18 protein-coding genes and 5 pseudogenes are annotated in these 25313 nt (G+C 70.0%); 11 read left to right on the top strand and 12 right to left on the bottom strand.

The features are described from left to right. Window positions 1–388 precede the first annotated feature (388 nt). Entirely contained in the window at window positions 389–1222 is an 834-nt protein-coding gene (locus AB0L00_RS38480) for a hypothetical protein (RefSeq protein ID WP_364442443.1), read from the bottom strand. Between the two features lie 520 nt (window positions 1223–1742). Here AB0L00_RS38480 and AB0L00_RS38485 point away from each other — a divergent pair. Further along, on the top strand, window positions 1743–1973 hold the full coding sequence (locus AB0L00_RS38485; RefSeq protein WP_364442444.1) for a hypothetical protein: 231 nt from the start codon (window positions 1743–1745) through the stop codon (window positions 1971–1973). A gap of 211 nt (window positions 1974–2184) precedes the next feature. Then, window positions 2185–2397, top strand: a pseudogene (locus AB0L00_RS38490) (transposase); the annotation flags it as partial. Window positions 2398–2891: 494 nt separating this feature from the next. Here AB0L00_RS38490 and AB0L00_RS38495 read toward each other — a convergent pair. Further along, entirely contained in the window at window positions 2892–6338 is a 3447-nt protein-coding gene (locus tag AB0L00_RS38495) for an NEW3 domain-containing protein (protein WP_364442493.1), read from the bottom strand. Between the two features lie 143 nt (window positions 6339–6481). Then, window positions 6482–9571: a LamG-like jellyroll fold domain-containing protein gene (locus tag AB0L00_RS38500; RefSeq protein ID WP_364442445.1), complete on the bottom strand. Its 3090-nt coding sequence runs from the start codon at window positions 9569–9571 to the stop codon at window positions 6482–6484. 1074 nt (window positions 9572–10645) lie between these two features. On the opposite strand from AB0L00_RS38500, the gene AB0L00_RS38505 reads away from it, so the two are divergent. From AB0L00_RS38505 to AB0L00_RS38520, 4 genes are all read left to right on the top strand, one after another. After that, complete coding sequence (locus tag AB0L00_RS38505; protein ID WP_364442447.1) at window positions 10646–11245, top strand: TetR/AcrR family transcriptional regulator; 600 nt, start codon at window positions 10646–10648, stop codon at window positions 11243–11245. Between the two features lie 59 nt (window positions 11246–11304). Continuing rightward, window positions 11305–11601, top strand: coding sequence for a hypothetical protein (locus AB0L00_RS38510; protein ID WP_364442448.1), 297 nt, complete (start codon window positions 11305–11307; stop codon window positions 11599–11601). Between the two features lie 78 nt (window positions 11602–11679). Further along, complete coding sequence (locus tag AB0L00_RS38515; protein WP_364442450.1) at window positions 11680–12534, top strand: NmrA family NAD(P)-binding protein; 855 nt, start codon at window positions 11680–11682, stop codon at window positions 12532–12534. A gap of 29 nt (window positions 12535–12563) precedes the next feature. Continuing rightward, window positions 12564–13334: a hypothetical protein gene (locus AB0L00_RS38520; RefSeq protein ID WP_364442451.1), complete on the top strand. Its 771-nt coding sequence runs from the start codon at window positions 12564–12566 to the stop codon at window positions 13332–13334. Window positions 13335–13426: 92 nt separating this feature from the next. Here the strand turns inward: AB0L00_RS38520 and AB0L00_RS38525 are convergent, their stop codons facing one another. Further along, window positions 13427–14245, bottom strand: a complete 819-nt coding sequence (locus AB0L00_RS38525; RefSeq protein WP_364442453.1) for an NAD-dependent epimerase/dehydratase family protein — start codon at window positions 14243–14245, stop codon at window positions 13427–13429. Window positions 14246–14389: 144 nt separating this feature from the next. Here AB0L00_RS38525 and AB0L00_RS38530 point away from each other — a divergent pair, with 144 nt between their 5' ends. The 3 genes from AB0L00_RS38530 to AB0L00_RS38540 all read left to right on the top strand — a co-directional run bounded on the left by AB0L00_RS38530 (window position 14390) and on the right by AB0L00_RS38540 (window position 17134). Beyond that, entirely contained in the window at window positions 14390–14551 is a 162-nt protein-coding gene (locus AB0L00_RS38530) for a hypothetical protein (protein ID WP_364442454.1), read from the top strand. Window positions 14552–15111: 560 nt separating this feature from the next. Beyond that, complete coding sequence (locus AB0L00_RS38535; protein ID WP_364442455.1) at window positions 15112–15426, top strand: hypothetical protein; 315 nt, start codon at window positions 15112–15114, stop codon at window positions 15424–15426. Between the two features lie 124 nt (window positions 15427–15550). Beyond that, on the top strand, window positions 15551–17134 hold the full coding sequence (locus AB0L00_RS38540; protein ID WP_364442457.1) for a GMC oxidoreductase: 1584 nt from the start codon (window positions 15551–15553) through the stop codon (window positions 17132–17134). A 125-nt stretch (window positions 17135–17259) separates the two neighbouring features. Here AB0L00_RS38540 and AB0L00_RS38545 read toward each other — a convergent pair. The 6 genes and pseudogenes from AB0L00_RS38545 to AB0L00_RS38570 form a co-directional block, all read right to left on the bottom strand. Beyond that, a pseudogene (locus tag AB0L00_RS38545) lies at window positions 17260–17328 on the bottom strand (hypothetical protein); the annotation flags it as partial. A 17-nt stretch (window positions 17329–17345) separates the two neighbouring features. Then, on the bottom strand, window positions 17346–18197 hold the full coding sequence (locus tag AB0L00_RS38550; RefSeq protein ID WP_364442496.1) for a hypothetical protein: 852 nt from the start codon (window positions 18195–18197) through the stop codon (window positions 17346–17348). A 2-nt stretch (window positions 18198–18199) separates the two neighbouring features. Continuing rightward, window positions 18200–18448: a hypothetical protein gene (locus AB0L00_RS38555; protein ID WP_364442498.1), complete on the bottom strand. Its 249-nt coding sequence runs from the start codon at window positions 18446–18448 to the stop codon at window positions 18200–18202. Further along, window positions 18435–18578 (bottom strand): annotated as a pseudogene (locus AB0L00_RS38560) (leucine zipper domain-containing protein); the annotation flags it as partial. The pseudogene AB0L00_RS38560 and the gene AB0L00_RS38555, both read right to left, overlap by 14 nt. A 182-nt stretch (window positions 18579–18760) precedes the next feature. Beyond that, on the bottom strand, window positions 18761–20284 hold the full coding sequence (locus AB0L00_RS38565) for a GMC family oxidoreductase N-terminal domain-containing protein (protein ID WP_364442459.1): 1524 nt from the start codon (window positions 20282–20284) through the stop codon (window positions 18761–18763). Window positions 20285–20344: 60 nt separating this feature from the next. Beyond that, complete coding sequence (locus AB0L00_RS38570; RefSeq protein ID WP_364442460.1) at window positions 20345–21292, bottom strand: aldo/keto reductase; 948 nt, start codon at window positions 21290–21292, stop codon at window positions 20345–20347. 261 nt (window positions 21293–21553) lie between these two features. Between AB0L00_RS38570 and AB0L00_RS38575 the strand changes: the two genes are divergently transcribed. Next, window positions 21554–23530 (top strand): ATP-binding protein, encoded by a 1977-nt coding sequence (locus AB0L00_RS38575; RefSeq protein WP_364442494.1) that lies wholly within the window; start codon window positions 21554–21556, stop codon window positions 23528–23530. A gap of 71 nt (window positions 23531–23601) precedes the next feature. Here the strand turns inward: AB0L00_RS38575 and AB0L00_RS38580 are convergent. Continuing rightward, window positions 23602–23839, bottom strand: a pseudogene (locus AB0L00_RS38580) (ISL3 family transposase); the annotation flags it as partial. A gap of 395 nt (window positions 23840–24234) precedes the next feature. On the opposite strand from AB0L00_RS38580, the pseudogene AB0L00_RS38585 reads away from it, so the two are divergent. Continuing rightward, window positions 24235–24483 (top strand): annotated as a pseudogene (locus tag AB0L00_RS38585) (hypothetical protein); the annotation flags it as partial. A gap of 103 nt (window positions 24484–24586) precedes the next feature. On the opposite strand, the gene AB0L00_RS38590 reads toward AB0L00_RS38585, so the two are convergent. Continuing rightward, complete coding sequence (locus tag AB0L00_RS38590; protein ID WP_364442462.1) at window positions 24587–25309, bottom strand: DUF4241 domain-containing protein; 723 nt, start codon at window positions 25307–25309, stop codon at window positions 24587–24589. Window positions 25310–25313 lie beyond the last annotated feature (4 nt).

Raw genomic sequence — 25313 nt, forward strand, 5'->3', positions numbered from 1 at the left:
CCGGCGGTGGGCCGACGTGGTCGCCGCGCTGACGGACGCGTGCGCGCTGGTGCTGGTGCGGCCGCCGGAGCCGCCGCCCCCGAGAACGGCCCGACGGTTGACGACGCTGGCGCGACGGAATGGATGCGCACTCGTCGTGGACGGGCCTTGGGACGGCGCACAGCTGCGACTCCGTGTCGAGCGGTCCGGGTGGCTCGGGCTCGGGAGCGGGCATGGGCATCTGCGAGGCCGGCGCGCGTTGGTCGCCGCGTCCGGGCGCGGCGCGGCCGGGCCGGCGCCTGTGGATGTGGCTGCCAGGCCCGGATGGGATGGTTGCCGTCGCAGGCGGGGAGGCCACGCGGGTCGCAGCCGCCGCCGAGGTCGGTTGAGGCGGCGCGTTCCGGGTCGGTCAGGTCACGCTGAGCTTGGGTTGGTCTCCGTCCACGGAGTTCCGTTGGGTCTCGCTTGCGGCCTCGATCAACGCCATGAAGACGGTCTGCGTCTGCTGGGTGCGCTGCCACGCTTCTTTGACGGCGGGCGTGCCCTCGTTCGCGAGTCGATCAGCAGCGGATCCGGGAGCCAGCTTGCCGGTGAGACTACACAGAGCGTCGAGAAGGCGTCGGGCGTGCTCGAAGATCTCCCAGTAGCCGCTGTCGCTGCCGAACCCTCCGGGGTCGTGCTTCGGGTCGAGGTATCCGTTCTGGGGCAGGAAGATCGAGCGTGGGCGGACATGAAGCGACTGGCTGTGGCCTCGATAGTCCATCGACTCGGCGCTCGTCTTGAACGAGGGGTCTTGAGCAGCATGAAGGCGTTCGCGGACCCTCACTGCGCTGAACTCCCGGCGAAGGGTCCGATCGTCAGCGGTCAGCCAGGCGTCGATGTTGTCCGGGTGATGAACGAAGTCACGGATCAGATATTCGATTTCCATGACATCGCGCATCGCGTCGTGGGCGAGCGCGATGTACCCCGACAGGGTCGTTTCGGCGGCGCTCTCGAAGTCAGCGATGCATCGCCGGATAAGGAAGGTGAGCTTCGCCAGGTTCGGGTCTGAGCGGAAGGTTTCGGCCAGACCGTCGAGCCGTGTCAGCAGTTCGTCGACGCCGTGGAGGCGTTTGCCGCGGCGAAGCGCCGCTGCCTGTCGGGCGCGTCGGTTCTCGGCCGTCTGCAGGATGGCGGCCAGACGCGGTCGCTCGTCGGCCAACTGCTGGAGGGTCTCGTCGTAGGGAGGGGTGTCCGGCGTCAAAGAGCTTCCTTTCGTCTCTAATATGCTCCCGCCGTCGATGTCGCGAAGCCACCCAATTTGGATGTGGTCCGGTTGCAGTCAGGATGGTGTGGTGCTGCGGCGGGGCCGGGATGGGCTCGTAGTCCCCATGCTCTGGGGGCGGGAGCGTCCGGGTCGATCACCACCGCGTGGTGGTGGGTCTTGCCGATGTCCACACCGGCCCACACCTGCTGCAATGTCGTCTCCCTGGCTCGACCATTGGCCTGTTCCCGCAGACGACCTCGCCGGCGCATCCCTACACAGCGACGGTTCGCAATTCTCAATCAGCGGCCGGGTCGTCGCGGGGCACCGGGCGGCCAATCGTCCCGAGCCATCAGCGGCAGACGGCAGAAAGCCACACCCGGCACCCCCGGGAGCCTGAACCCTACGACGGCCCGAGCAACCCATGATCAAGGTAGGGACGGCAGAGGGGATGACCCGGCAGGCGGTGGGTGTGGCATGGCACGCCGACTCTCATGGGCAGGGCGACAACGGTCCGCCCGTGAGAGTTGGCGTGCCCGTTCTGCTGCGTTACGAGCAGCAGAGTACCTTGTATCCCGTCAAGCAGCAGGCGCCGTCGCCGCACTGGTCCCGGCGGACCTCGCGCGTTCCGGTCGGGCAGGACCCGGCACAGAACGGCGCCGTTCCGTACCAGGCGCAGCCATCCACGTTCTCCCGCGTGTTCTGGTACGGGGTGATGGTGAAGGTCGCACGAGTACCGGCCATGTTCTGAAGATCATTCATGATCACGGGCCCCCTTCCGGGGCGTCTCGGGGAGTATCCGACCCCTCATGAATATCACTCTTAGAAGTGAGATGACTACTAACGGTTGCGATTGGTCTGCGTCACCTCGACCGGGCGTCACCGGCCCAGTGCTGCGCCGGCCGAGGAGCACCGGCCGCGGGGGGGGCGGATCCAGTCTGGGCTCAGCGTTCGCGACGCGACGAGAGATCCGGCGGCGCACCGACGTGGTCGGGATCTTCCCCGACCGGGCCGCGATCATCCGGCTGGTCGGCGCGGTGCTGATGGAACAGACCGACGAATGGACCGAAGCCCGCCGCTACATGGGCCTGGAATTCCTCGCCAAAACCCGCCTGCGACTCCTGCCCGGCGGAACGCCGGACGAGAACCCGGCCACCCAAGCGATCACCGCTTAACCTGCAGAAACAGGATCACGCGAAGCCTGGCTCATACACCACCCGCGTGGACGTGACCGCACCCTAAGGCGTGGCAGGGGCTGGGGTGCGGTAACCGGGTGCGCAAGGTTGGTGCGTCAGCGTGTCGGAGTCGACGGGTCGTTGGGCTGCTTCTCGCGGGGAACCGCCGCGCCGGGCCCGAGAGCCAGGTCGCTCCGTGCGTGGTGGTGTTGGACTCGACGCAGGTCCGTGATCGTCAATGGGGTCGGGAGTCACCTCTGCCGGGTGACGTCTCCTTTGCTGCTGTGGGTGTCCGTGGGGATTCCGCGATGGAGGCCACCAGGGCGATCGCTGCAGGCGCCGTGGTCTGCGGCCTGACCTTGCGATTCGGCGAACCCGACCCCAGCGGGTAGTCCGTCTCCGGGGTCGATGGAGCCGCCGGCGGCCCCGGAGCGCTTCAACGGGAGACCTGCTGTTCCCGGCTCCCGCGGTATTGCCGCGGGAGCCGGCAGACCTCAGTTGATCGTGAGGCTGTCCGCGTTGACGCTGCCCGAGTCATTCGGCCCGACGTACAAGGTGACGGGATCATCGCCGGCCGGCAGATCCACCTGCACGGACACCGCCGCCCAAATGTCCCAGCTTCCGGTAACCGGCAGCGACACCTGGTGGTTCACGCCGCCCGCCACGAGACTGATCGTGCGGGTGACGTTCTCCAGCGGTGGCCGCCGGCCGCCCAGCGAGTTGGCATACCGGAGGGTGACGGAGTGGCTGCCGCCGGTCGGCACGTGGACGAGGACGGTGTCGGCGGCCCCGGGGTAGAGCCCTGCGACGAATCCCCGGCCGGTGTAACCGCCGTGGTCGGCGGCGAGTTGAGCGCCGCCGCTCAAGGCGCCGTCTTCGGCCTCCACCGTGCCCAGGCCGACCGGCTTCATCACCGGCAGCAGGGTGGCCGTGGTGCTGGAGTCCCGCGCCGCGACGCCGTCCCAGCTGGTGGTGGCGGTGAGTGCGCCTGCCGTGGTGGCTTGGTCCGCGGGCGGGGTCACCGTCCACTGCACCACGGTCTGGCCGCCCTTCGGGATGGAGACGGCCTTTGGATCGGGCGTGACCTGCCAGTCCGCCGGCACCTGGAGGTGACTCGTCACGTTGTGGGCGTCACTGCCGCCGTCCGAGGTCAGGGCGAGCCGCACCGTGCTCGCTGTGCCAGGGGCGACGGCCGGGGGGGCGGTGAGCACGCCGGTGACGTCTGCGGCCTCGGCGCGGGGCACGTTCAGTGACGCGATCGCCGCCGGGTCTCCGCCGCTGAACCCAAGGCGCAGGCCGGTGGTCTCGGCGGGGTCCCAGTGGACGTTGAGGTCGCCCTGCGGTGGGACTGCGCCCTGGGCGACCTGTCGCCAGCCGCCGGAGCCGTCCTGGATAGCGACGGTGTAGTCGGCCGGGCGCGTGGTGCCCCACCGTACGTGGGCGCGGCTCGTCTGGCTGCGGCCGGCCAGAGCGAGGTCGAAGGTGGAGGTAGTGCCCGTGGCGGTCCAGGTGGTGGTGTCGTTGCCGTCCACGGCTCCGGCGGGGAGCATCGCGGGCTGGGCGGAGTCGGCCGAGGCGGACTGGCAGCGGGCTAGATCATCGGTCGGGTCCTGGTCGGGGCGTGCGGTCTTCAAGGTCAGGGGTCGGCCTCGGGTGAGAGAGTGCTTGCCGTCGGGCGTGCTGATCGACACCTGGGGCCCGGAGTCGAGTGTCACCATGGTGCGCTGCGCCCCGATCGCGACGGTGAGCGTACTGGCCCGGTACCGGATGCCGTCGAGCGTGATGCCCTTCGCGAGCTGCGGGGGCAGGGTGGGAGCGAGTGCCAGAGCGTCAGGGGCCAACCGTAGACCGCCGAAGCCGTGAAAGAAGATCTGCAGGAACCCGCCCGCGCCGGTCGCGAAGGTGAAGGCCGGGCCTCCGCCGCCGCCCTGGAGTGGCATCTGTCCCTGAGTCTCTGCGAACTGGTGGTAGGGGCCCTGCAGATAGGGCTGGTAGGCGTCCTGGAAGAGGGTGTAGTCGAGGCAGCCGGGCTGCCGGACCTGAGCGGCGACGATGGATTCGACGGAGTTGGTCATCGCCGGGCCGTTCACATCCGTGACGGGCATGTAGCGGTCGAGGTCGGCGGCGGCCGATGCGGAGTCGGTGACGTAGCCGAGCGGGTAGGTGAGCATCACCGTGTCGGCCTGTTTCGTGGTCTGGTCCGTGTAGCCGGCGTACTCCGGGTGGCTGCCGTCGGGGTCGGTCGGCACGTAGATCCGGTCCGCGGTGTCGGCCCAGGTCTTGCCGGGTGTCGCGCCGACAATCCGCGCGGCCGCGATGGCGTTCTTGAGCGAGACGATCGCGCCCGCGTTGGTGGTGGCGTTGTCGTTGACGTGTTCGTGGTACTCGTCGGGGCCGGTGACGCCGTTGATGTGGTACTCGCCGTCGGCGCCCTTCTTGGCGCGGGAGGCCCAGAACTCGGCCACGTCCTTCAGGACCGGGTAGCCGTACTTCTTCAGCCAGGCCTTGTCGCCGGTGGCCTCGTAGTACTGCCACTGCGCGAGCGCGAGGTCGCTTTCCAGATGGTCCTCGAAGCCCACGCACATCGGATGGCCGAGGTCGCCGCAGTCGCCGCCTGGGCCGTTGTCCCACGCCCAGATGCCGCCGTCGTAGCCGTTGGCTGCGGCGTTCTTCTCGGCCTGGGCGCGGGTCCGGGAGCGGAACATGACGATGGACTTGGCCAGTTCCGGGTGGAGGGCGAGCAGCGAGGGGAACATCCAGGTGTCGGCGTCCCAGAAGATGTCACCGTTGTAGTCCTGGCTGGTCAGTCCGGACGGTGGGATGCTCCACGAGGAGCCGGCGCGGACGCTGGAGTACAGCGTGTAGTACGACATGTTGATGTCGGCCTGCAGATCGGTGTCACCGGCCGCCCGGATGTTGGGCTTCCAGAGCTTCGCCCAGGCGGCATCGTGCCGGGCGGTCAGCCGCGCCCAGCCCTGGCCGGCCGCGTCGGCCACCGTGTTCGCCGCGACGGTCGCCGGATCGCCAGAGTCGCCCGAGGTGGCGATACCGACGTACTTCGTGACGGTGTAGGTGTTACCCGCTTTGACGGGGATGGTCCAGCTCTCGCCGGTGGTCGCGGTGTTGTCGGCCGGCTCGGCGGCCTGCCGGGCGGCGATGGGGGTTCCCGACCCGGCGATCAGACGCTGGGTCTCCACTACGCGGGTGTCGTTACCGGGGGTACTGAGCTGGACGGTCGCGATGTCACCGCGGGTATCCACGGCACGCGAGAGGGCGTTGATGCCCTGGGCGCTTCCGCCGTCCAGCAGCGCGTTGAGTGAGAGGTCCCCGCTCCACTGCGGGGTGACGGTGAGTCGGACCTGCCCCAGGTGTTCCAGGGAGCGGTTGGCGAGCACATCCACCCGAACGTCGGTGACCTTCCCGTCTCCGGGCGTCCAGCGCATCGAGGTGGTGACGGTGGCGTGTCCGAGGTCCAGGTGCTGTTGGTAGCCACTGATCGTGTTCGAGGCGGCGCCGGCGTTCAGGTGCTGGTCGCCCACGCCGAGTTCCATGGTCGTCCAGGTGGGCAGCGAGGCCATGTACTCGACGCCGGGAACGGAGGGCGATAGACCCCTGTTGTAGAGGCCGGCCACCATCGAGGTCGTCAGGCGCTGCTTGGGCCGCTGGTCCAGTTGGTAGCCGGCGGGCCCGAGGTCGCCCTGGTAGCCCTGGCCGATGGTGGGCAGCCGCTGGCCGAGGTATCCATTGCCGACAAAAGGGGTTTTGGTGATGTCCTGAGCGCCGTAGTCGGTGTTGGTCAGTATCCATGGGTCGGAGGCGGCGGAGGCACGGGAGGTCCGAGCCGGCGGCGTGGTCGCGCCGGCAGCGGCGGCTATGCCGGACGTACCGGCCACGGCGATCAGCGCGGTGGCGACCGCCGCCGCCCTGCTGGCTCTGTGCATGGTCACAACAGGTTCTCCAGGTGGCGGGGATTAGGGGGGTGATCTCCGCGGAGGTCCGCGGGCGCAGGGACCGGGCCGATCGAGCACCGACCGACCCAGTCCTTCCCTTCCTGGTCCGCGCGGGGGCACGGCCCGTGGTGCGGTCAGGTGAGCGGGCGGTAGTGCTTGGCGACGTCCGCGGCCGTCAGCGCCCTGTTCCAGACCTGGACCTGGTCGACGCTGCCCGGCCAGAAGTCGCTGTTGCGTCCGCCGGAGAAGGCACGGCCGATGGCCAGTGGGCCATCCCCGGCGTCGCCGGTCGGTTGGCTCCACACCGTCGACTGCGCCACGCCGTCGACGTAGAGGGTGTAGGTGCCTGCGTCCGCGTCGTGCACGCCCACCACCTGGCACCAGCGGCCGGTGACCGGCGGCTGGTCGGACAGCGCGCGGCCTTCGCTGGTAGAGAAGGCGAGGCGGTTGTCGGCGGCGGAGTACTGCAGGTAGAAGCCGCTGCTGACGGCGCCGTCCTGGCTGACGGCGGTGGCGAAGGAGCCGGTGCGGTCCAGCCGCACCCACGCGCTGACGGAGAAGCTACCGGTGGTGTCCAGTACCGGCCCGCTGGTCTGTGCGTACTGACCGGAGCCGTCGAATTGCAGAGCGGTGCCGGAGATGCCGGGCACCCAGGCGGGCGAGCCGATCACGTTGGCGTCATGGGAGCCGGTGCTGTCGTGTGCGACACCGCCGGTCCCCTCGTCGAGGCTCCATGTGCCGACCGGGTCCTGCCGGCCGGGCGGGTAGGCGATCCGCAGGTTCTGCAGCCTGTGGGTCGACCGCGACGTGCCGCCCGCCGGGCGGTAGGAGGCGGTCGCGGTGAGGGCGGCCGCGCTGCCCGGTTCGGCTCCGGAGGGGGGGTGCACCGTGTAGGTCCACACGGCCGACCTGCCAGGCGGTATCGCCGCTGAGGGGTGTTCGACCGTGTCGGCGGACCAGCCGCCGGGCAGGCCGAGGCTGACGTGAGGGACGGTGAGCGGGTGGTGGGTCGTGTTGCGCACGGTGACGCTGATCGGTGTCGCCGGTTTGACGGTGACCAGGCCGCTCGCGTTGACGGGTCCCACGGTGACGTTCGCGTCAGGGCTGGAGGGCGCCCACGCCTCGAACTCGCTCACGCCGACGAAGGCGCCGGACGGGTTGGTGAACAGCAGCCGGACCTTGCTGGTGGTCAGGGCCGGGAAGGTGATGCGGTTCAAGCCGTTGCCCACCGGCCGGACCGAGTCGCGGCTCTGGTTCGGGACGTCCTGCCAGACAGTGCCGTCCCAGTATTGAAGGCGGTAGTCGGCGGCCGGTTTGACCCCTCCACCGTCGTCGTAGCCGTACCAGCGGACGTCGCCGACGGATGTGGGAGCGCCGAAGTCGACGCCGTAGTAGTCGCTGCTGTTCGGTGAGGCGTAGTTGGTCCAGCGGGTGTTCTCGGGGACCTCGTCGTACCAGACCTTGCCATCGATCGCGTTCCAGGCGTCGTCGTACTGCCAGGTGTAGGACGCGATGGGCTTGGGGTAGCCGGTGCGCAGTGGGTTGGCGGCGTCATCGACGAGGTCGTTCGGCCGGGCGACGATCGTGCCGCCGATGTGCACGGTGGTGTTGCGCAGCGCCGCGGGCTGCTGCACGAGTCGGCCGTCGAGGTAGATCCTCATCCCTGCGCCCTGCTGGTAATGGCTGCCGTCGCGGTCCCACAGCACGGTGACGTTGTGGCCGTGGTACGGCACGTTCTCCGCGGCGAAGTGATCCCAGGAGGCGGGCACGAGCGGCTGCACCTTGAGCGTGTCCCCCGACTGCGGCCGCAGGCCGATGAGTCCGGACAACACCAGGTCGTCGAAGGCAGAGTGGTTGTAGTCCTCGCTGTGGTCGTGACCGTCGTAGATCCACGAGTCGTGGTCGGGGTCGTGCGCCTCGGCCACGTACGGCTTGCCGTTCTTCGTCTGCGTCCTGGCGTACGTGGCCAGCGCCGCCGTGTAGTCGTTCTTGGTGATCGTGGTCTGAGCCGGGTAGTCGTCCAGCAGGTTCGCCAGACCTGTCAGCGTCTGCGCGGTGGCGAAAGGCCAGCTCGGGCCATCCCAGCGGCAGCAGGAGGCCGCGTCCTTCATGAAGAGTGGGCTGCGGCGCTCCGTGGTCGTCGGGCCGTAGGCGCTCGCGAAGCCCTGCGGGTCCAACAGCTGCGACCACGCGCCGCTGTCGCCGGGCTGGGCGGCGCCGAACATCCAGGGAATGTAGCCGATCTCCTCGCGCGAGCCGGACAGCTTGTGGTCGGGATTGGCGTCCCGCGCCATGGTGTAGTAGAAGCCGCGGCTCGGATCCCACAGCCACTTCTGCATCGCCGCCTTCAGTTTCGCGGCCCGCGTGGCGTACTCCCGGGCGAGCGTGTCGTCCCCGATCAGGCGTGCGACGTGGCTGATGGCCTCGGCGTCGCCGTACTGGTACGAGTTCAGCGTCGGCCGGTAGCCCGCGCCGCCGTGGTACGGGTCACTCGACTCATACGAAGAGGCGGAGAACTCCATCGCGTCCCACACCGGCACCGACCAGTACAGGCCGAGTTCCGCGTCGAACTGCTTGTCCCAGCCCCGGTATTGGCGCACCAGCGCCGGCAGCAGGGTGCGCAGCCGGGCGAAGTCCCCGGTCACCTGGGCCTGTTGGTACGCCGCCGTGGCCAGCCACACGCTGTACTCGTGCGCCCAGTCGCCGGTGTCGGCGTTGACGTCGTCGGTGGCCGGCTTGGCACCCGCGCCGGGACCGGTGAGCCAGAACCGGACGTAGTCGTCCTCATAGCTCTGGTCGCGCACCCAGCGCCCCTCGGTGATCTGGTGGCCGGCCGCCGCGTTGATCGCCTGATACGGAGCCGCGTAGCCGCAGCAGTCCAGGAACTCCGTGGAGATCCAGCCGTCCGCCGGGTCGGTGTAGCGCAGATGCTCCTTCCACACCCGCCACCGGTAGTAATAGACGCTCTGCATAGTGGCGTCCGGCAGGTCCACGAAAGGGATGTTCGCCTGGTACCAGCCCGGGTCGCTGAAGCCGGAGAGGTAGGAGGCGTCGTCCAGGAAGTGCGTCCCCGCGCCCACCGACGGGTACACCGCACCGGCCTGTGACGCACCCGCGACCGGCTCACCGGCCGCACTCGCCAGACCGGTCCCACCGCACAACGCGAGCAGCACGAACGCCGTGAGCGCGGCGAGGCGAGCGAGCAGACGACGGTCGACGGCCACTGATCCACTTCTGCCCGAAGTCACCTGACGAGGCATCGAACGAGTCCCTTCGTCGGTTCCGCGCCGTGGAGAACCAGCCGGTGCCAGGACGGCGGCATGGCGAACGTGTGATGGTGCGACATGGGGCGAACGTGCCGCTCCGCTCGGGCCGGTACGGCGAGGGCGGCGGGCAACGCCCGGGCGATGGCGATGGCGGCGGGGCCGCGTGGGCGGGCCGGCCGAGATGATCGCGGCGCGTACACGAGGGACTCCAATCTGCCCGCCCGGAGGCTCTGACGGGGAGCTCAGCATGACCAAATTTGATCGAAATTGCAATATTTCGATCGAACGAGACCGAACTAGGACCCTCTGACGTCGAACCTGCTGGACCGCTCCGTGAGTCGATGCGGTCTGGTCGACGCCGCCCGCGAGATCAACGCCGTATACGCCACCGAGTACGCGCGGTTCTTCACCCGGCGTCTTCGCCGTCGCCTCCGACGGGCTGAAGCCACGGTTCGGTGGCGCCCACGCGCCCACGAACCTGTGCGACGACGAGAACCCGCCCGGGCAACTCTCGGGACTACTGGACCGCACCATCGGCATCGAGTCCGTCGCGTTCCCTGCCGCCCGACGACGTGCGCGGCGCCGTCTCCACGACCGTGCCCACGTGCGCCGACGCCGGCAAGAACCTGTCTACCCGGAGCACCATCATCAGTTAAAGATCCAGTTCCACCATGCGCCTCCTGTGCTAGCGCGGGTCCGGTGCCTGTCGGTGGTCAACGCCACGGGATCTTCCACCTCCTTGCTGGTCACCCGGGCGGACCGCGTACACGACGGTTTTTACATTGGCGCCGACGGTCCTACAACGTCCCTGTTCGGGTCTCAACCTCGTCACCTGAGTCGAACACCAATGGTCGTTTCGAGAGGCCTGAATCTTCCTCTCTGTAACGAGCGGCAGCGGTGTGATCAATCGGCCGACTCACCAGACGCCACTGGCCGTCTTGAACCGGTGAGTGCGGGGCTCGACTGGACGCCCACCCATCCCACTATTATGTTACGTGCCAGTTTCGTTTCGTTAATCGGAGGGGGTGGACGGTGTCGGATGGGCGCAGGCCCGCGCCGGCGCGCGGCAGGCCTCGGGACGCCGCACGTGACGTCGCGATCCTTGAGGCGACGCTGCTGGTGCTGACCGAGGTCGGATACGACCAGCTGACGATCGATGCGGTCGCGGCCCGGGCCGGGGTCGGCAAGCCGACGGTCTACCGGCGCTATCCGGGCAAGGCCGCGCTGGTGGCCGCGGCGGTCGAACACCGCGCTCCGGGAACCCCCCCGGCCACCCCACCGGGCGATCTGCGTGCGGCACTGCTGGTGACCGTGCAGTGGCTGGCCGACCAGATCGCCGAGCAGGAGATCGGGCTGCTCAGCGCCCTGTTCACCGGCATGCGCAGCGACCCCGGCCTCGCCGCGGAGATGCGACGGATCCGTCGCCGGGATGAGGCGGCGATGACCGAGGAACCGTTCCGCAACGCCCTCGAAAGCGGTGAGCGGTTGGTGCCCGGCGCGGCCGAACTGTTCGCCGAGATCGCCCCGGCCGTCATCGTGCACCGGCTCGTCGTCGCCGGGCAGTCATGCGACCGCGCCTTCCTCGATCACCTCGTCGACGACATCCTCCTGCCCCTGCTACGGCGCCAGTGAACGCCGACGCACGCACCGGCGCGGGCCGAACACGTCACAGCGCAGGAAGGGAACACTCGATGACGGAGACGATCAAGATCGTGGCGGTCGAGGAGCACATCCCTCTCGACCCGGTACTGAACGCCTGGGCCGCAGCGGGCGCCGACCACACCGGCAACCTGGCGGCGATGGCCCGCCTGCAACGACCCCTGATCGACCACTACCGCGAGAACTTCTGGGCCGCGGGCAGCGGCACGGCCAGCGACCGTTACCTGCGATGGACAGCAGACATGGTCGGTGTCGAACGCATGCTCTATTCGACCGACTACCCCTACAACGCCTCACCCGCCGGAGGCCGACCGGCGAACCACTGGTGATGCCCAGCGTCCACCACCGACCCGACGCCTGAGCACACGGCCCGGCACGAAGCACCCACTTAGGAAAGAGACCTGATCATGATCGTCGTTACCGGTGCCACCGGTGCGCTCAACGGGGCCACCGCCGGCCATCTCCTCCAGCGGGTTCCCGCTGGCGACTTCGCCGTCGTCACCCGCGACGTGGCCAAAGCCGCACGGTTCGCGGACCTCGGGGTCGAGGTCCGCCAGGGGGACTACGCACGACCGGACACGTTGCCCGACGCCTTCCGCGGTGCCGACAAGCTTCTCCTGGTCTCGTCCAACGACCCGAACGCCGATGCTGTCAGCCTGCACCGCGCGGCGATCGAGGCAGCCGTCGAGGTCGGTGTCGGCCGCATCTTCTACACCAGCCACCAAGGTGCGGCGGCCGACAGCCCCATGGTGACCTCCCGCGGGCACGCCGCAACCGAGCAGGTCCTCGCCGAGTCGGGGGTCGCGTGGACGGCGCTGCGCAACGGCTTCTACGCCCACAGCCTGAAGTGGCTGGCGGGGCCGTGGCGTGAGACCGGTGTGATCACCGTTCCCGCCGACGGGCCGATCTCGTGGACCGCACGAGAGGACGCCGCGGAAGCTGCCGCCATCATCCTCACCTCGGATCGCACCTTCGACGGCCCGACGGTCCTGACCGCCGGCGCTGCGCCGACGTTCCACGACATCGCGGCCATCGCCTCGGACCTCAGCGGGAGGAAGATCGACTATGACGTCGTCGACCCGGAGGAATGGATCGCGGCGCAGGTCCAGCAGGGCAACACCGAGTTCATGGCACGCCTGCTTCTGAGCATGTACCAGGCCGCGGAGAAAGGCTACTTCTCCGGGGTCGACCCCCTGCTCGGCCAACTCCTCCCCCGCGAGCCACGAAGCGCACGGGATGCGCTGGCGCGACCGGCCGCCTGACGAGCGGGACGCACAGGAAAGGACCTGCTATGCGCGTAGTCCGGTACGACCGTTTCGGCGGTATCGAGCAGCTGTGGATCGACGAGATGCCCACCCCCGAGGCTGCATCAGGTCATGCAGTGGTGCGGGTTCAGGCGTCGTGCATCAACCCCGGCTCCTTGTCCGCACTACACGGATCGCCGTACGTACCTATCCGCGACCTGGCCGGCACGGTCACAGCCGTCGGGGCGGACGTGCACGACGTCAAGGTCGGTGACGACGTGCTCGGCTGGTCGCAAGACTGGTCGGCACACGCGGAGTTCGTCGCCGTGCCCGCAGAACAGCTGGTCGCGAAACCAGCGTTGCTGTCGTGGGACGTGGCCGGTTCTCTCTACGTCACGCCCATGGCCGGCCTGGCCGGCGTCCAGGCCGTCGAGCCCGGTGAGGGTGAGGTCGTCGTCATATCCGGTGCGTCTGGTGGGGTAGGTCTCACGGCCGCCCAGTTGGCCCGGCGCAGAGGTGCGACTGTCATCGGGATCGCCGGGCAGGCGAATGCAGGTCGGCTGCGGGAGCACGGCGTCGTCCCGGTGTCCTACGGCGGGCCCGCCGCCGACCGCGCGTACCCGCAGTTCATCGTGACCATCAGGCACCAGAACAGGTCCGCCCCGGCCCATCGCCGCCTCGGCCATGGCGCACGCCCGCGCCGACGCTCGGCGGCGAAGTGGCCGAGGCCGTGCTCACGCACCCGGCCGGCCCGGCCGCAGGCCGATTTGGAGACGGCCCGGCAGGCTCCGGCCGAGCTGTCCGACCAACCCGAATGAGCACCGGGCCGTGTCTCACTCCGGGTAGTTCCCGGCCTCCAGGTCGGCGAGCAGGCTCGGGTGGGTGGGCTGCCAGCCGAACTTCTTCCGGGTCAGCTCGCTGGAGGCCGGCTGGTCGAGGGCGTAGACGGCACCGACGGGGCCGAAGTGCTCGGCCGGCACCGACTCGGCGGGCAGGCTGAGCCGGCGGCCGATGACCCCTCGGCGAGGGTGCGCATGGGATCGCCCTCATCGGCCACCGCGTGCACCACCGTGCCCGGCTCGGCCTGTTCCAGGGCCAGTCTGAACAGCCGGACCGCATCGAGGTGGTGCACGGCCGGCCAGCGCTGGCTGCCGTCGCCCACATAACCGGACACGCCCGTGCGGCGGGCGGCCGCGATGAGCCCTGAGGCGAGTCCGTACCGGTGGCCCTTCGAGTGGACCGACCGGGGCAGACGCACGACCACCGAACGGACCCCCTTGTCGGCCAGGCCGAGGGCGTACTGGGCGGTGTGCCCGCGCCTGCCCAGGGGTGTATCGGCCATGGGGTCGCCGGTGAACGGTGAATCCTCTTCGGTCGCGAGGCGGCCGGGCACGATCGGTGTGCCGGAGGCGATGAGCAGCGCCTTGCCGGTCCCCTTCAGGGCGGCGCCGAACGTCTCGACGGCCTGGGCCTCGTCGGCGACCGACCGCCAGAGATCGGGGGAGTGGTTGAAGGCGACGTGGACGACCGCGTCGGCCTCGGCGGCTCCGGTGCGCAGGGTTTCCGGGTCGGTGAGATCGCCGCGGAGCACGTCGGCTCCCGCGGCGGTCACGGTCTGTGCCGAGGCATCGGAGCGGGCCAGGCCCAGCACCTCGTGACCGGCGGAGATCAGCTCGGGGACGAGCAGGGAGCCGATCCCGCCGCTGGCCCCGGTGACGAACACCTTCATGTCGAACCTCCGTCACCACCAGTTCAGCTGGTAACCCCCTTCACCTGCGGGCAGGAGAATCCGTGGAGCATGCCCTTCCGGGCGTAAACGTCTCCGGCGTAAACGCAGGCACGGTACGTGGGGTACACGACGCCGTAACGGGGCGTGTCGGCGGATGCGCTCGATGCGTCGGCGACGCAGAACGCCGCGGCGGCGATGCCGGTGATGACGCCTGCTTTCTCGGATGACGATGTTCTGCAAGGCTTCCTCCTGGATGACGACGCGGAAATCGCTTCGCGCGATTTGACCGGCCGGTTCGGACGGTAGTACGAGGGGCAGAGCCCAGCCCGGCGGAACGTCATCGAAGTCCCTGAAAAGGGGATTGGTTTTCGTTGTGGCTCTGCGGCGAACGCCGTCACCTTCCGTCGCGGGCGATACGCCGATCGGCGGGCCGGCCTGGACAATGGAGGCCGGTCCACGCCCGGGTCTCGGCCGGTGACGACGTCGATGACGGTGAGACCTGAAGAGGGACGTTGCAGGATTATGGGGCGCCAACGTAGAACGGACATCGACGTTCGCTCGATGGCGACACGAAGAAAAGGAATCACGAATATGCCAGTTCGCGTCAAGTCGCTGGTCGCCGCGCTTGGATCGCCCAGGCGATGCCGCGCTCGTCGAGCGGCATGATCGGCATATCCGGGTACTCCTTCAGATCGCGATGCTCTTCGGCACGGTCTGCGGCCTCCTGGCAAGGCCGCTCCGCGGTTTCGCGCCTCCGCCTCCGACCCCGCGCCCGCCACCGGACACGGTCGGCCCGGAGCGGCGTGTGCCCGGCGGTGACGCCGCACTTGCGGGCGGTCGGACGGCAGGCGGGATCGCCCGGGCACTTGCCCCCTCTCTCGGCCTCGTTCGAGCGGGTAGCCCGCCGGGGTGCCGGCTACATCGGCGGCTCGGTGCCGGCGCCCCTGGTCGCGCCGGCCTTCGACGCGGTCCGTGCCGCGTGGGCGACGGCCGGGCGCGAGGGCTCGCCCCACCTGGTCGCGCTCGCCTACTCCGCGCTGGGCGACACCGTGCAGGGCCACGCCAACGTCTGGGACTACTACCAGAGCACGGGCGATGAGGTGGCACGCCTCATCACCGACGGCATGGCCTCCGGGCCGGGACGGGTCAAGGACGCCGTGGCCGCGTTCGCCGACATCTGAGCCGACGAACTCATCCTCAACCCCGCGGTCGGGGACCCGGACGAGATCGACCGCCTCGCCGACATCGTGCTCTGACCGAGCCGGACCATGCCCGCGTCGCGGGCCCTGATGAGGAGCGAACAACGTGGACAAGCGTCAGCGGCACACCGAAGCCGGATTCACCACCGACCCGGCGCGCGCCGCCGAAGAGGAGTTCGACGTCATCGTGTGCGGCGCGGGCTCGGCGGGGTCGACGCTCGCTGGGACGCTCGCGGCCGACGAGGACCTGCGGGTGCTGCTCGTGGAGGCGGGTCCCGACGACGTCGACGCCCGGGTGTCCGATCCCGACCGGTGGTTCGAGAACCTCGGCAGCGAACGCGACTGGGGCTTCGTCACGGCGCCCGGTGCCCACGTCGACGGCCGACGGCTGCCGTACTCGATGGGCAAGGGCCTCGGCGGCGGGTCGAGCATCAACGTCGGCGTGTGGTCGCGCGGTCACCGGCGCGACTGGGACGACATGGCGGCGAGCTGCTCGGACCCGCGCTGGGACTATCGTTCGGCGCTCGGCGCCTACCGCGAGCTCGAGACCTGGCACGGCGAGCCCGACCCCGACCGGCGGGGGACCAAGGGCCCGATCCACGTCCGTCCGGCACAGCCGCTGCACCCGTTCTTCGCCTCGATGCTCGCCGGCGCCGAGTCCGCGGGCCTCGACCACTACGACGGCCCGAACGGGGAACTCGCCGAGCGGGGCACCGGCTGCGCCGTCCGGGACGAGATCGTCGAGGACGGCGTGCGGTGCTCGCCCTACCGCGCGCTGGTCGTTCCCCGGCGCCGGCAGCCCAACCTGACGGTGCTGACGGAGACCCTGGTCACCGGGGTCGTGTTCGAGGGCGGGCGGGCGGTCGGCGTCGAGGCCCTGTCGGAGGGCCGGACCGTCCGTTTCCGCGCGGCGCGTGAGGTCGTGCTCAGCCTCGGGGCGGTGCAGACGCCCGCGATCCTCATGCGGTCGGGCATCGGGCCCGCCGGGCACCTGGAGTCGCATGGGATCGGCGTCCTGGCGGACCTGCCCGGTGTGGGCGCGGGCCTCGACGACCACCTGATGTTCGGCTGCGTGTGGGAGGCCGGCGCGGCGGAGCTGCCCCCGCCGCCGCGGGCCCAGGCGGTGTGCTTCTGGGGCAGCGACGGACGCGTGGCGTCGCCCAAGTTCGTCATGTACTCCGGCGCGAGCGCGTTCATGAGCCCCGAGGCGGCGGCGCGGTACGGCATGCCGGAGTCCGCCTTCACCTTCCTGCTCGGCATGCGCCTGCGGTCGCGTGGGTCGGTGCGGCTCGCCGGCGCGGATCCAGCGAGCGCTCCGGTGATCGAGACCGGCTACTTCGACGAGCCCGAGGACCTGCGGGAGGCGGTCGAGGCGTACCGGTTCGCCCAAGAGATCGCCAACGCGCCGGCGATGCGCCCCTACCGGGGCTCCCGCGCGATCCCCGGGAACGTGTCCGACGCCGAGGTCGCCGCCTACATCCGTACGGCGGCCGGCACCTTCTGGCACCAGTGCGGGACGGCCCGGATCGGTGCGGGCGGCGACGCCGTCGTCGACTCCGAGCTTCGCGTCAGGGGGGTGGCCGGCCTGCGCGTCGCCGACGCGTCGGTGCTGCCTCGCGTGACCTCCGGGAACACCATGGCCCCGTGCGTGGTCATCGGCCATCGGGCGGCCGGTCTCATCCGCGGCTGAGTCACCGGTTCGGGATGGTGGACGGGGCGAGCAGGCCCAGATCGCGGGCGTGGGCGACGGCCCGCCCCGGCGCGGCGGTGGGTGCCGAGCTTGGCGTACAGGTTGCGCATGTGTGTCTTGACGGTGTTGCGGGAAATCGACAGCTCGCGGGCGATCTTTGGCGCGGTCAGGTTGGTGGGCAGGTAGCGCAGCACCCGGAGTTCGCTGTCGCTCAACGGCTCGGTCGGCGACGGGGACGCGCCGGATGGCGGGACGGCGGCGTCGCCGGCGAGCAGCGTGCGGATCTCGGTGACCAGGGCGGCGTGCGCGGTGTGCCGCCGGGTGTGCTGTTCCAGCAGGTCCGGGACGGGATGCAGGAGGAGCCACAACAGTGCGCCGCTGGGCTCGGCGCACTCCAGCGCCCGTTCGAGGGCGCGACCGGCGGTGTCGGTATCGCCGAGCGCCGCGGCGGCGATGGCCTGCAGCAAGAATGCCCGGACGAGCCAGGTCTCCCAGGTCGGCGGCGCGGAGGCGTCCAGGACGGGGGCGAGCGCGGCGTGGGGGTCGCCTTGGGCGAGGCGCAGGATCGCCGTGGTGATGCGGATTCCCGCGCGCTCGCGTTCGTGCTCGCCGACGTCGGTGAGGACCTGCTCGACTCGGTCTCGTCGGTCCAGCCGTGGCGTTCGGCCAGCTCGATCGCCCGCCGGGCGTGCTGTTCCGCGCCGGGCAGCGACCGGGTGGCCTCGATCGCCGCCTGGTAGGCCAGGCCGGTGAACTCCAGATAGGGCCGCCCGATCCGGCGCGCCAGCGCGATTCCCTGCTCCAGGTGTGCCGCCCGGGCGAGCGGGGCCGTCCAGCCCTGGGCGTAGCCGAGGCTGATCAGGGCCAGCGCGCGCAGGTCCTCGCCCAGGGCCGGCTGCGCCGCCTCGGGGGCCGCGGCCATCGCCTGCAGCCGCTGGGCCCCCTGCGCCTCGGCGGCGAGGTTCCCGCGCTGGCGGGACACCAGGAGCCGGGCGATCCTGAGCAGCAGCCGCGCGTGAGGCGCCCGGCCGTCCGGCACCGACGCCATTTCGCGCTCGGCCACGCTCAGGTAGCCTCGGCCCCGTCAAGCGAGCCGTGCGACAGTTCGTCCGCCGCGGTCAGCGCCGCAAGCTCGGCGTCGGCCGCACGCGCGTCGGGCGGGAATCCGGCCAGCAGCTCATGGACGATCTCGGCCTGCCCGTCCAGGTGCAGGCCGGGCCAGTGGTCGGTGAGCAGCCGGGCGGCCGTCCCCCAGTCACGGGCGGCCTGGGTGTGCCGGATGGCCTCCACCGCGTACCCGCCGGCGCAGCTCACAGATCAGCGCCTCGACCTCGGCGGCCAGCCGGGTCGGTGAGGTCTTGGGCCGCCGGGACCGATCAACCAACCCTTCGGCGCCGTCGGCCTCGAACCGCCGCACCCAGGCGTGAACCGATTGGCGAGAGGCCCGCCGTGACCGCAGCTGCCCCCGCATCGTCAAACGAGCGATCTCCAAACACCGGGCAAAAGGCCAAGTCGACCGCACCAACCACCACCATCGACATCCGCCCCGCACCCGAGTCGGACGACTGCCCAAGCCCCTTAACTTCCTGGCAATGGGATTAGGCCGACGTCGGCCCTGACCGTTTGCTACCGCCCGTGCCCGTGAGCCAGCCGTACCAGTTCCGCGGCCCGCTCGGCGATGGCGTAGACCGTGGCGTTGGTGTTGGCGGAGGTAATGGACGGCATCACGGACGCGTCGGCGACCCGCAGCCCGCTGATGCCGTGCACCCGCAGCTCGGGATCGACCACCGCCATGTCGTCGGTCCCGATCCGGCAGGTGCCCACCGGATGGAAGCAAGAGGAGACCGCTGCGGTGGCGTAGGCGCCCAGTGCCGCGTCGTCCCCGGCGTCGGGGCCGGGCCGGAGTTCCCGCGCGAGCCAGGGCTTTAGGGGACCAGTCCGCGGGATGTCCCGGGCGATCTTCAGGCCCCTGACGATGGCGTCGAGGTCCCGGGGATCGGTCAGGTAGCACGGGGCCACCACGGGAGCGGCGTCCGGGCTGGCGCTGGCCAGCCGGACCGCCCCCCGGCTGAACGGCTGCATTAGCGATGTCAGGAGGGCGAAGACCGCCTGCGGCCCGCTATCGGTGGGCGAGGGCACCGGGACGTCGGCAAATGCGATCTGCAGGTCGGGGTATCCCACATCGGGGCCGCTGCGCAGCAGGCCCAGGACCTCGACGCGGTTGTTCCTGGCCGCCGGCAGCGGCTGACCGGGCGCGTAGGCCAGGGCCACGCCCGGATGGTCCTGCAGGTTCTCACCGACGCCGGGCAGATCCGCGACCACCTCAATACCGTGCGGGCGAAGCACGCCGACTGGGCCGATCCCGGAGAGCTGCAGCAGCGCAGGCGATCCGATGGCGCCTGCGGCGAGAACAACCTCTCCTGTGCACCCGGCCCGGACTATCTCGTCGCCCGTGCCGTACTCGACGCCGACACAGCGGCTCCGGTGCACCAGGACGCGGCGGACCAACGCCCCGGTCACGACCCGAAGGTTGCCGCGGCTCTCCGCCGGGGCCAGGTACGCATCGGCGGCGCTCTGGCGGCGGCCTGCCACGATGTTCAGGTCAGGCGGGCCGAAGCCCTCTTCAAGCCCGCCGCTGATGTCATCCGCCCGGCGGTGCCCCGCTTCAACGGCCGCGTCAAGGCAGGCCTCGAACACCGGGCCGGGCGGGCTCGCCGGGGCAACGGCCAGCGGCCCCGAGGTGCCGCGGACCGCGGGGTCACGTCCAGAAGCGGTTTCGGTGCGCATGAAGGACGGCAGCAGGTCATTGAAGCCCCACCCCTTTGCGCCAGCCTCGGGCCACCGATCGTAACTGGACCGGTGACCGCGCACGAAGATCATGGTGTTGATCGCCGACGAGCCGCCCAGCACCCGGCCGCGCCGGATCGGATCGGTAGAACCCGCGGTCGGTTGGCCCGGCGGTACCCCGCCCGTGCTGGCAGGAGACTGCCACAGAGACATCCACGTCCTCGGATCGGCCGCGTTCGCGGGGGGCGCGGCCGCCCCTGCCTCCAGCAAGAGCACCGATGCCCCGGGATCCTGGGAAAGACGGGCCGCCAGCACGCACCCGGCCGTCCCGCCACCTACGATGACAAAATCAAAACTGTCCACCTCATGTCCCTCCGTCCAGGATGTGGATAGCCATTCGAAATACCGTTGAAAGGGGCCGGGTCACACACTGGGGACACGGGCGGACACGTCGTCGAGCGCGGAGCGCTGGTCAGCGGTCAGCTGCAAGCGGGTGAAGTCCATCATCGAAGCGAGCTGATCGAGCGTGCGAGCGCTGGCGATCGGGGCCGCCACGCCGGGGCGCCCGCGCAGCCAGGCAAGCGCAACGGCCGCCGGGGTAGAGCCGTGCTCGCGTGCAATACCCTCGAGAACACCGACCACGGCGAGCCCGGCCTCGCTGTAGAAGCCGTGCGCCATGTACTGGCGGATTCCGCCGGTGAGGTCGGACTCGGCTCGGTACTTGCCGGTGAGGAAGCCGCTGGCCAGGGCCTGGTAGGGCAGGACAGCGAGATTTTCGGCGGCGGCGACCGGGGCGATGTCCCGCTCGTATGGCTCGCGCTTGACCAGGTTGTACAACGGCTGCACCGCTACGGGCACGACGTAGTTCTCGCGGCGGGCAATGGTGATCCATTCCCGGATGCGCTCGCCGGTGTAGTTGGACACGCCAATCGCGCGGACCTTGCCCGCCCGGACCAGCGCGTCGAATGCTTCGGCGGTCTCCTGCAGCGGCACGTCAGGATCGTCGTAGTGGGCCCAGTACAGGTCGATATAGCCGGTCCCCAGCCGCTTCAGCGAGGCATCGGCGGCGGCCGCGACATTGGCGGCGGACAGTCCGGTGAACTCCGGGTGCCGGCTGACCTTGGTGCCGATAATGACGCGGTCGCGGTTGCCGCGGGCGGCCATCCACGCACCGATGATGGTCTCGGACTCGCCACCGCAATTGCCCGGCGCCCAGGCCGAGTAACTGTCGGAGGTGTCGATGAGGTTGCCGCCGGCATGGAGGAAGCCGTCCAGGACCTGCCAGGAGGTGGCCTCGTCACTGGTCCAGCCGAACGTGGTTCCGCCCAACGCGAGCGGGGACACGTCGATGCCAGTTCCTATGGCGGTCATTTTCGTCCTTTCGGGCGGTCAGCGGTGCAGGGACAAGGACCCCGTCGGCTCGGTTGCCTGCGGCACCATCGTCGTCAAGGCGACCAGCGGCCGACAGCCCATGGGGTGCCCATCCGCTGCCCAACCCGGTCGGCCGACAGGTGCACCCGCGGCCGGGCCGCCCGGGTGGCCGGAGCCATTCCGCCGGGGCGCGGGAGGCCGCTCACCGCCGGCACAGCAGGCGATCCGGCTGATTCGGTCAGGTAGCGTGGGGCCGTGACGATGCTTGGCGAACGGCTCCGGGACCTGCGGCGGCGCTCATTTGTCGGGCGTGACCGTGAAGTCAGGCTGTTCCGGTCCGCGCTGGCTGATTCCGGCCTTTTGTTCGTGCACGGACCGGGCGGGGTGGGCAAGAGCGCCCTGCTCGACATGTTCGCGGACGTCGCGGCGGACGCCGGCCGTTCCGCGGTTCGCGTGGATGCCCGGCATCTGCGGCTCGGTCCGGACGTCTTGCCCGCGCTCGCCGACGGCGAGGTCCTGCTCATTGATACGTACGAGTTGCTGGAGCCGCTCGATGACTGGGTCCGGGAGCGGTACCTGCCGTCATTGCCCGGCGATGCGCTGGTGGTGATCGCCGGGCGCCGGGCGCCGGGCCCCCGGTGGTACGCGGATCCCGCATGGCGAGACCTGATGCGGGAGATCGCACTGGGGAACCTGCCTTCTGCGGACGGGCGAGCGTACCTGGCCGCTCAAGGAGTGCCCGAGAAGCTGCACGACCGGCTGCTGGCCATCAGCCACGGCCATCCCCTTCTGCTGTCGATGCTGGTCGACGCGGTGGGTAAGGGCGCCGAACCGTACCGGCTGGGCGATGTTCCCTCCGTCGTCGGCGCGCTGCTCGCGCAGATCATCGACGAGGCGCCGAGCCCGCTGCACCGGGCGGCGCTCGAGCTGTGCGCGCATGCGCCCGTCACCACCGAGGACCTGCTGCGCGCGGTGCTCGGCGACGAGGCAGAAAAGTTGTTCGTGTGGCTGCGCACGCTGCCGTTCATCGACGACGGCCCGAACGGGCTGTACCCGCACGACGTGGCCCGTGACGCTCTCGACGCGGATCTGCGCTGGCGGGACGCTGCCCGCTATGCCGAGCTGCGCCGCCAGCTCTCCGTCGCGCTGCGAGCCCGGATCCTTGCCACAGCGGACGAGCGGGAGCAGATCCAGCTGCTGGCGGATGTGATCGCGGTGGACGGCTCCCGGTCCAAAGTGGCGACGTGCTCGAATCCGCCGGCGACGATGCAGGCATACGCCGACACCCTGCAGGACGGCGACCGGGCGCCGATAATCGCCATGACCACCGCGTGGCAGGGGGAAGAGCAGGCCGAACTGGCCGCCTACTGGCTGGACCGCCGTCCCGAGGCGTTCCGCGTCTTCCGCACCGCCTCAGGCGAGCCGCGCGGCTACGTTGCGTGCCTGGAGCTGACCGAAACGGACCTGGGCGCGGACCCAGGAGTGAACGCGATGTGGCGATACGCGCATGAACACGGCGCGCCCCGGACCGGGGAGCGGGTGAGAGCCTGGCGTTTCTTCCTCGACCGTGACCACGGCCAGCTCGCGTCGCCCTCGGTAACCCTGTTCGCCGCCTGCCAGACCCTCGACGCCCTGACCCACCACAACACGGCATGGACACTGGTAGGGGCGTACGCCGACCCCGCTCTGTGGGCACCCACCATGCACAACCTCGGCTTCGAGCCCGCCAAGGGCGCCGAATACACCATCGGCAGCACCCGGTACCCGGTCTTCGCACACGACTGGCGCCGCACCGATGTCGAGGAATGGCTGGAGATCCTCCACGCGCGTCAAGCCGGCGCGCTGGCCACAGCAGCCGACGGCACTGACAACACGGTGCTCTCGGAGCCGCAATTCGCCGAGGCGATCCGGTCCGCCCTGCGCGACCTGCACACGCCGAACCTCCTACAAGAAAATCCCCTGCTGCGCTCGCGGGCCGTACGGCAGAACCAGCGCGACGGGAATGCTCCCGTCGAAACCTTGCGAGAACTGCTCGAGACGGCGGTCAGCGTGCTGCCGCCCAACTTGAGGGTCCTGGCGGATCGCACGTTCCTGCACCCCGTCACCACCCAGGAACGCATCGCCGAGAGTCTCCACCTGTCATTCAACACCTACCGCCGTCATCGGGACCGGGCGGTCACCAGCATCACCGAGTGGCTGTGGGCGGGCGAGACCGGGCACCGCACGAGCACACGATGACCTTCCGGGGCCGACGACTCTATGCTCGGCATCTGGTCCTTGGTTAATTATGCGGGGATCAGCAATTCGGCGCGGGTATAGCGCTTGACGGCGTTGAGGGACAGATTCAGGCGGCGGGCGCACTCCAGGAGGCCGACCGCCCGCCTCGAGCAGGTCGTGGATCTGCTGCCAGCACTCGCGGGTGGCCTGTTCGCGGACGCCGGCGGGCCGGGGCGGATTGACCGTGGCCCAGCAGGTGCTGTGGGAACGAACCTCAGCCAGCGTCTTGTCGCAGACGTTGTTCCACAGGTGCCACCTGTCGCTGATGCGATGAAGGAGCGGGCCTCCGCTCCCGTGACGCTGTCCCCGGGCGCATGCTCGGGGTTGGAGTCACAAGCCACCACAAGCGCAGGAGGCCCCTGATGAGTTCGGGGTATGACGGTCAGCAGATCATAGGAATCGACTTGCACCGGCGGCGGAGCGTGCTGGTGCGGATGACGTCCGCCGGCGAGCGGCTCGGCAAGGCCAGGATCATCAACTCCCCGGCGGCGTTGGGTGCTGAGATCGCCAAGGCCATGAGCCCGGCCGGAACGGCGCCCGAAGCCGTGGTCGAGGCGACGTACGGCTGGTACTGGGCGGTGGATGTTCTCCAGCGCGCCGAGGCCCTGCGCCGCGCCCGGCGCTACCGGCCCACCCTCGTCGACCCCTACCGCGACCACCTGCGGGAGCGGCGCGCCGCTGACCTGCCCCACCTGCGCGGCTTCGCAGGCGGCCTCGAACTCGACCACGACGCCGTGAACGCCGGCCTCACCCTCCCGCACCACAACGGCCGAACCGAAGGCGTCAACACCCGCACGAAGAAGATCATGCGACAGATGCACGGCCGTGCCGGATTCGGGCCGCAGAACACGCCTGACCACCCGAACCACACACCGGTGAACCGGGAGGGCGGGCTTATCGGAGACGCTTGCTGACCGTACGGGCCGGGGTCTGCACCTTTCGGGAAAGGGGCCGTCCAGGAGACACAGGCCTCGTCACGGTCGGCCGCCCCAGAGCCGTCGACCCCGGAGACTGCTGTTATGCCACGGGCGCATCCGCTGGGCGCGGCGGCGTAACTGACACCCCGCCTCCGTCGACTGAGTGCGGCTCTTCGTCCTCATCGTCTTTCAAGACGAGGAAGTCGGTGAGGAAGCAGGCCACCTCACCGTCGGCGGTACGTCCGACCCAGGTCGGGTAGTACCCGTCCCCGCCGCCAGAGGAGAACATCGCAAGGAACGGCCTGCCCTCGTCATCGGTCAGCGTGCCGGCCGCGAAGTCAGTCTCCCCGGTTTCGAGAACCGTCATCAGCCGATCGTGGTAGTCATCGTCCCCGCACAGCGGCGCGATGTTCGCCGCGTCGACGAAGCCGCCGGTGCCGCCATCGACGGGGTAGCCGAAGAACTCATCGTCGCCCAGCTCGGAGACGTCCTGTCCTTCGTGCACCGCCATCTCCCAGGAGACGACGGGCTTGTCCCGGATCACCAGGCGGGCCGCCGCAATCATCTCGTGCGCGCGCAGGTATCCCCGCGCGTCGGACACGGCGAGCACGAGCACCAGCGGGTACCGGCCCGGCGGCACCCGTTGGACAAATGCGGAGTCATCAGCACCAAAGGCGAACGGCTCACCGGCGACGACCCGCCCGGACGGCAACCACAGTGAGCACTCCTGCCAGAGCCGGATGGTCGCGACGTTGCCGCCGGACAGCGTGTGACGCGCTCCGGGGACGAAGATCCGCTCGAAGTCAGGGGCGGGCAGCGGCATGAAT

Source organism: Actinoallomurus sp. NPDC052308 (genome assembly GCF_040679195.1).
Lineage (GTDB): Bacteria > Actinomycetota > Actinomycetes > Streptosporangiales > Streptosporangiaceae > Actinoallomurus > Actinoallomurus liliacearum.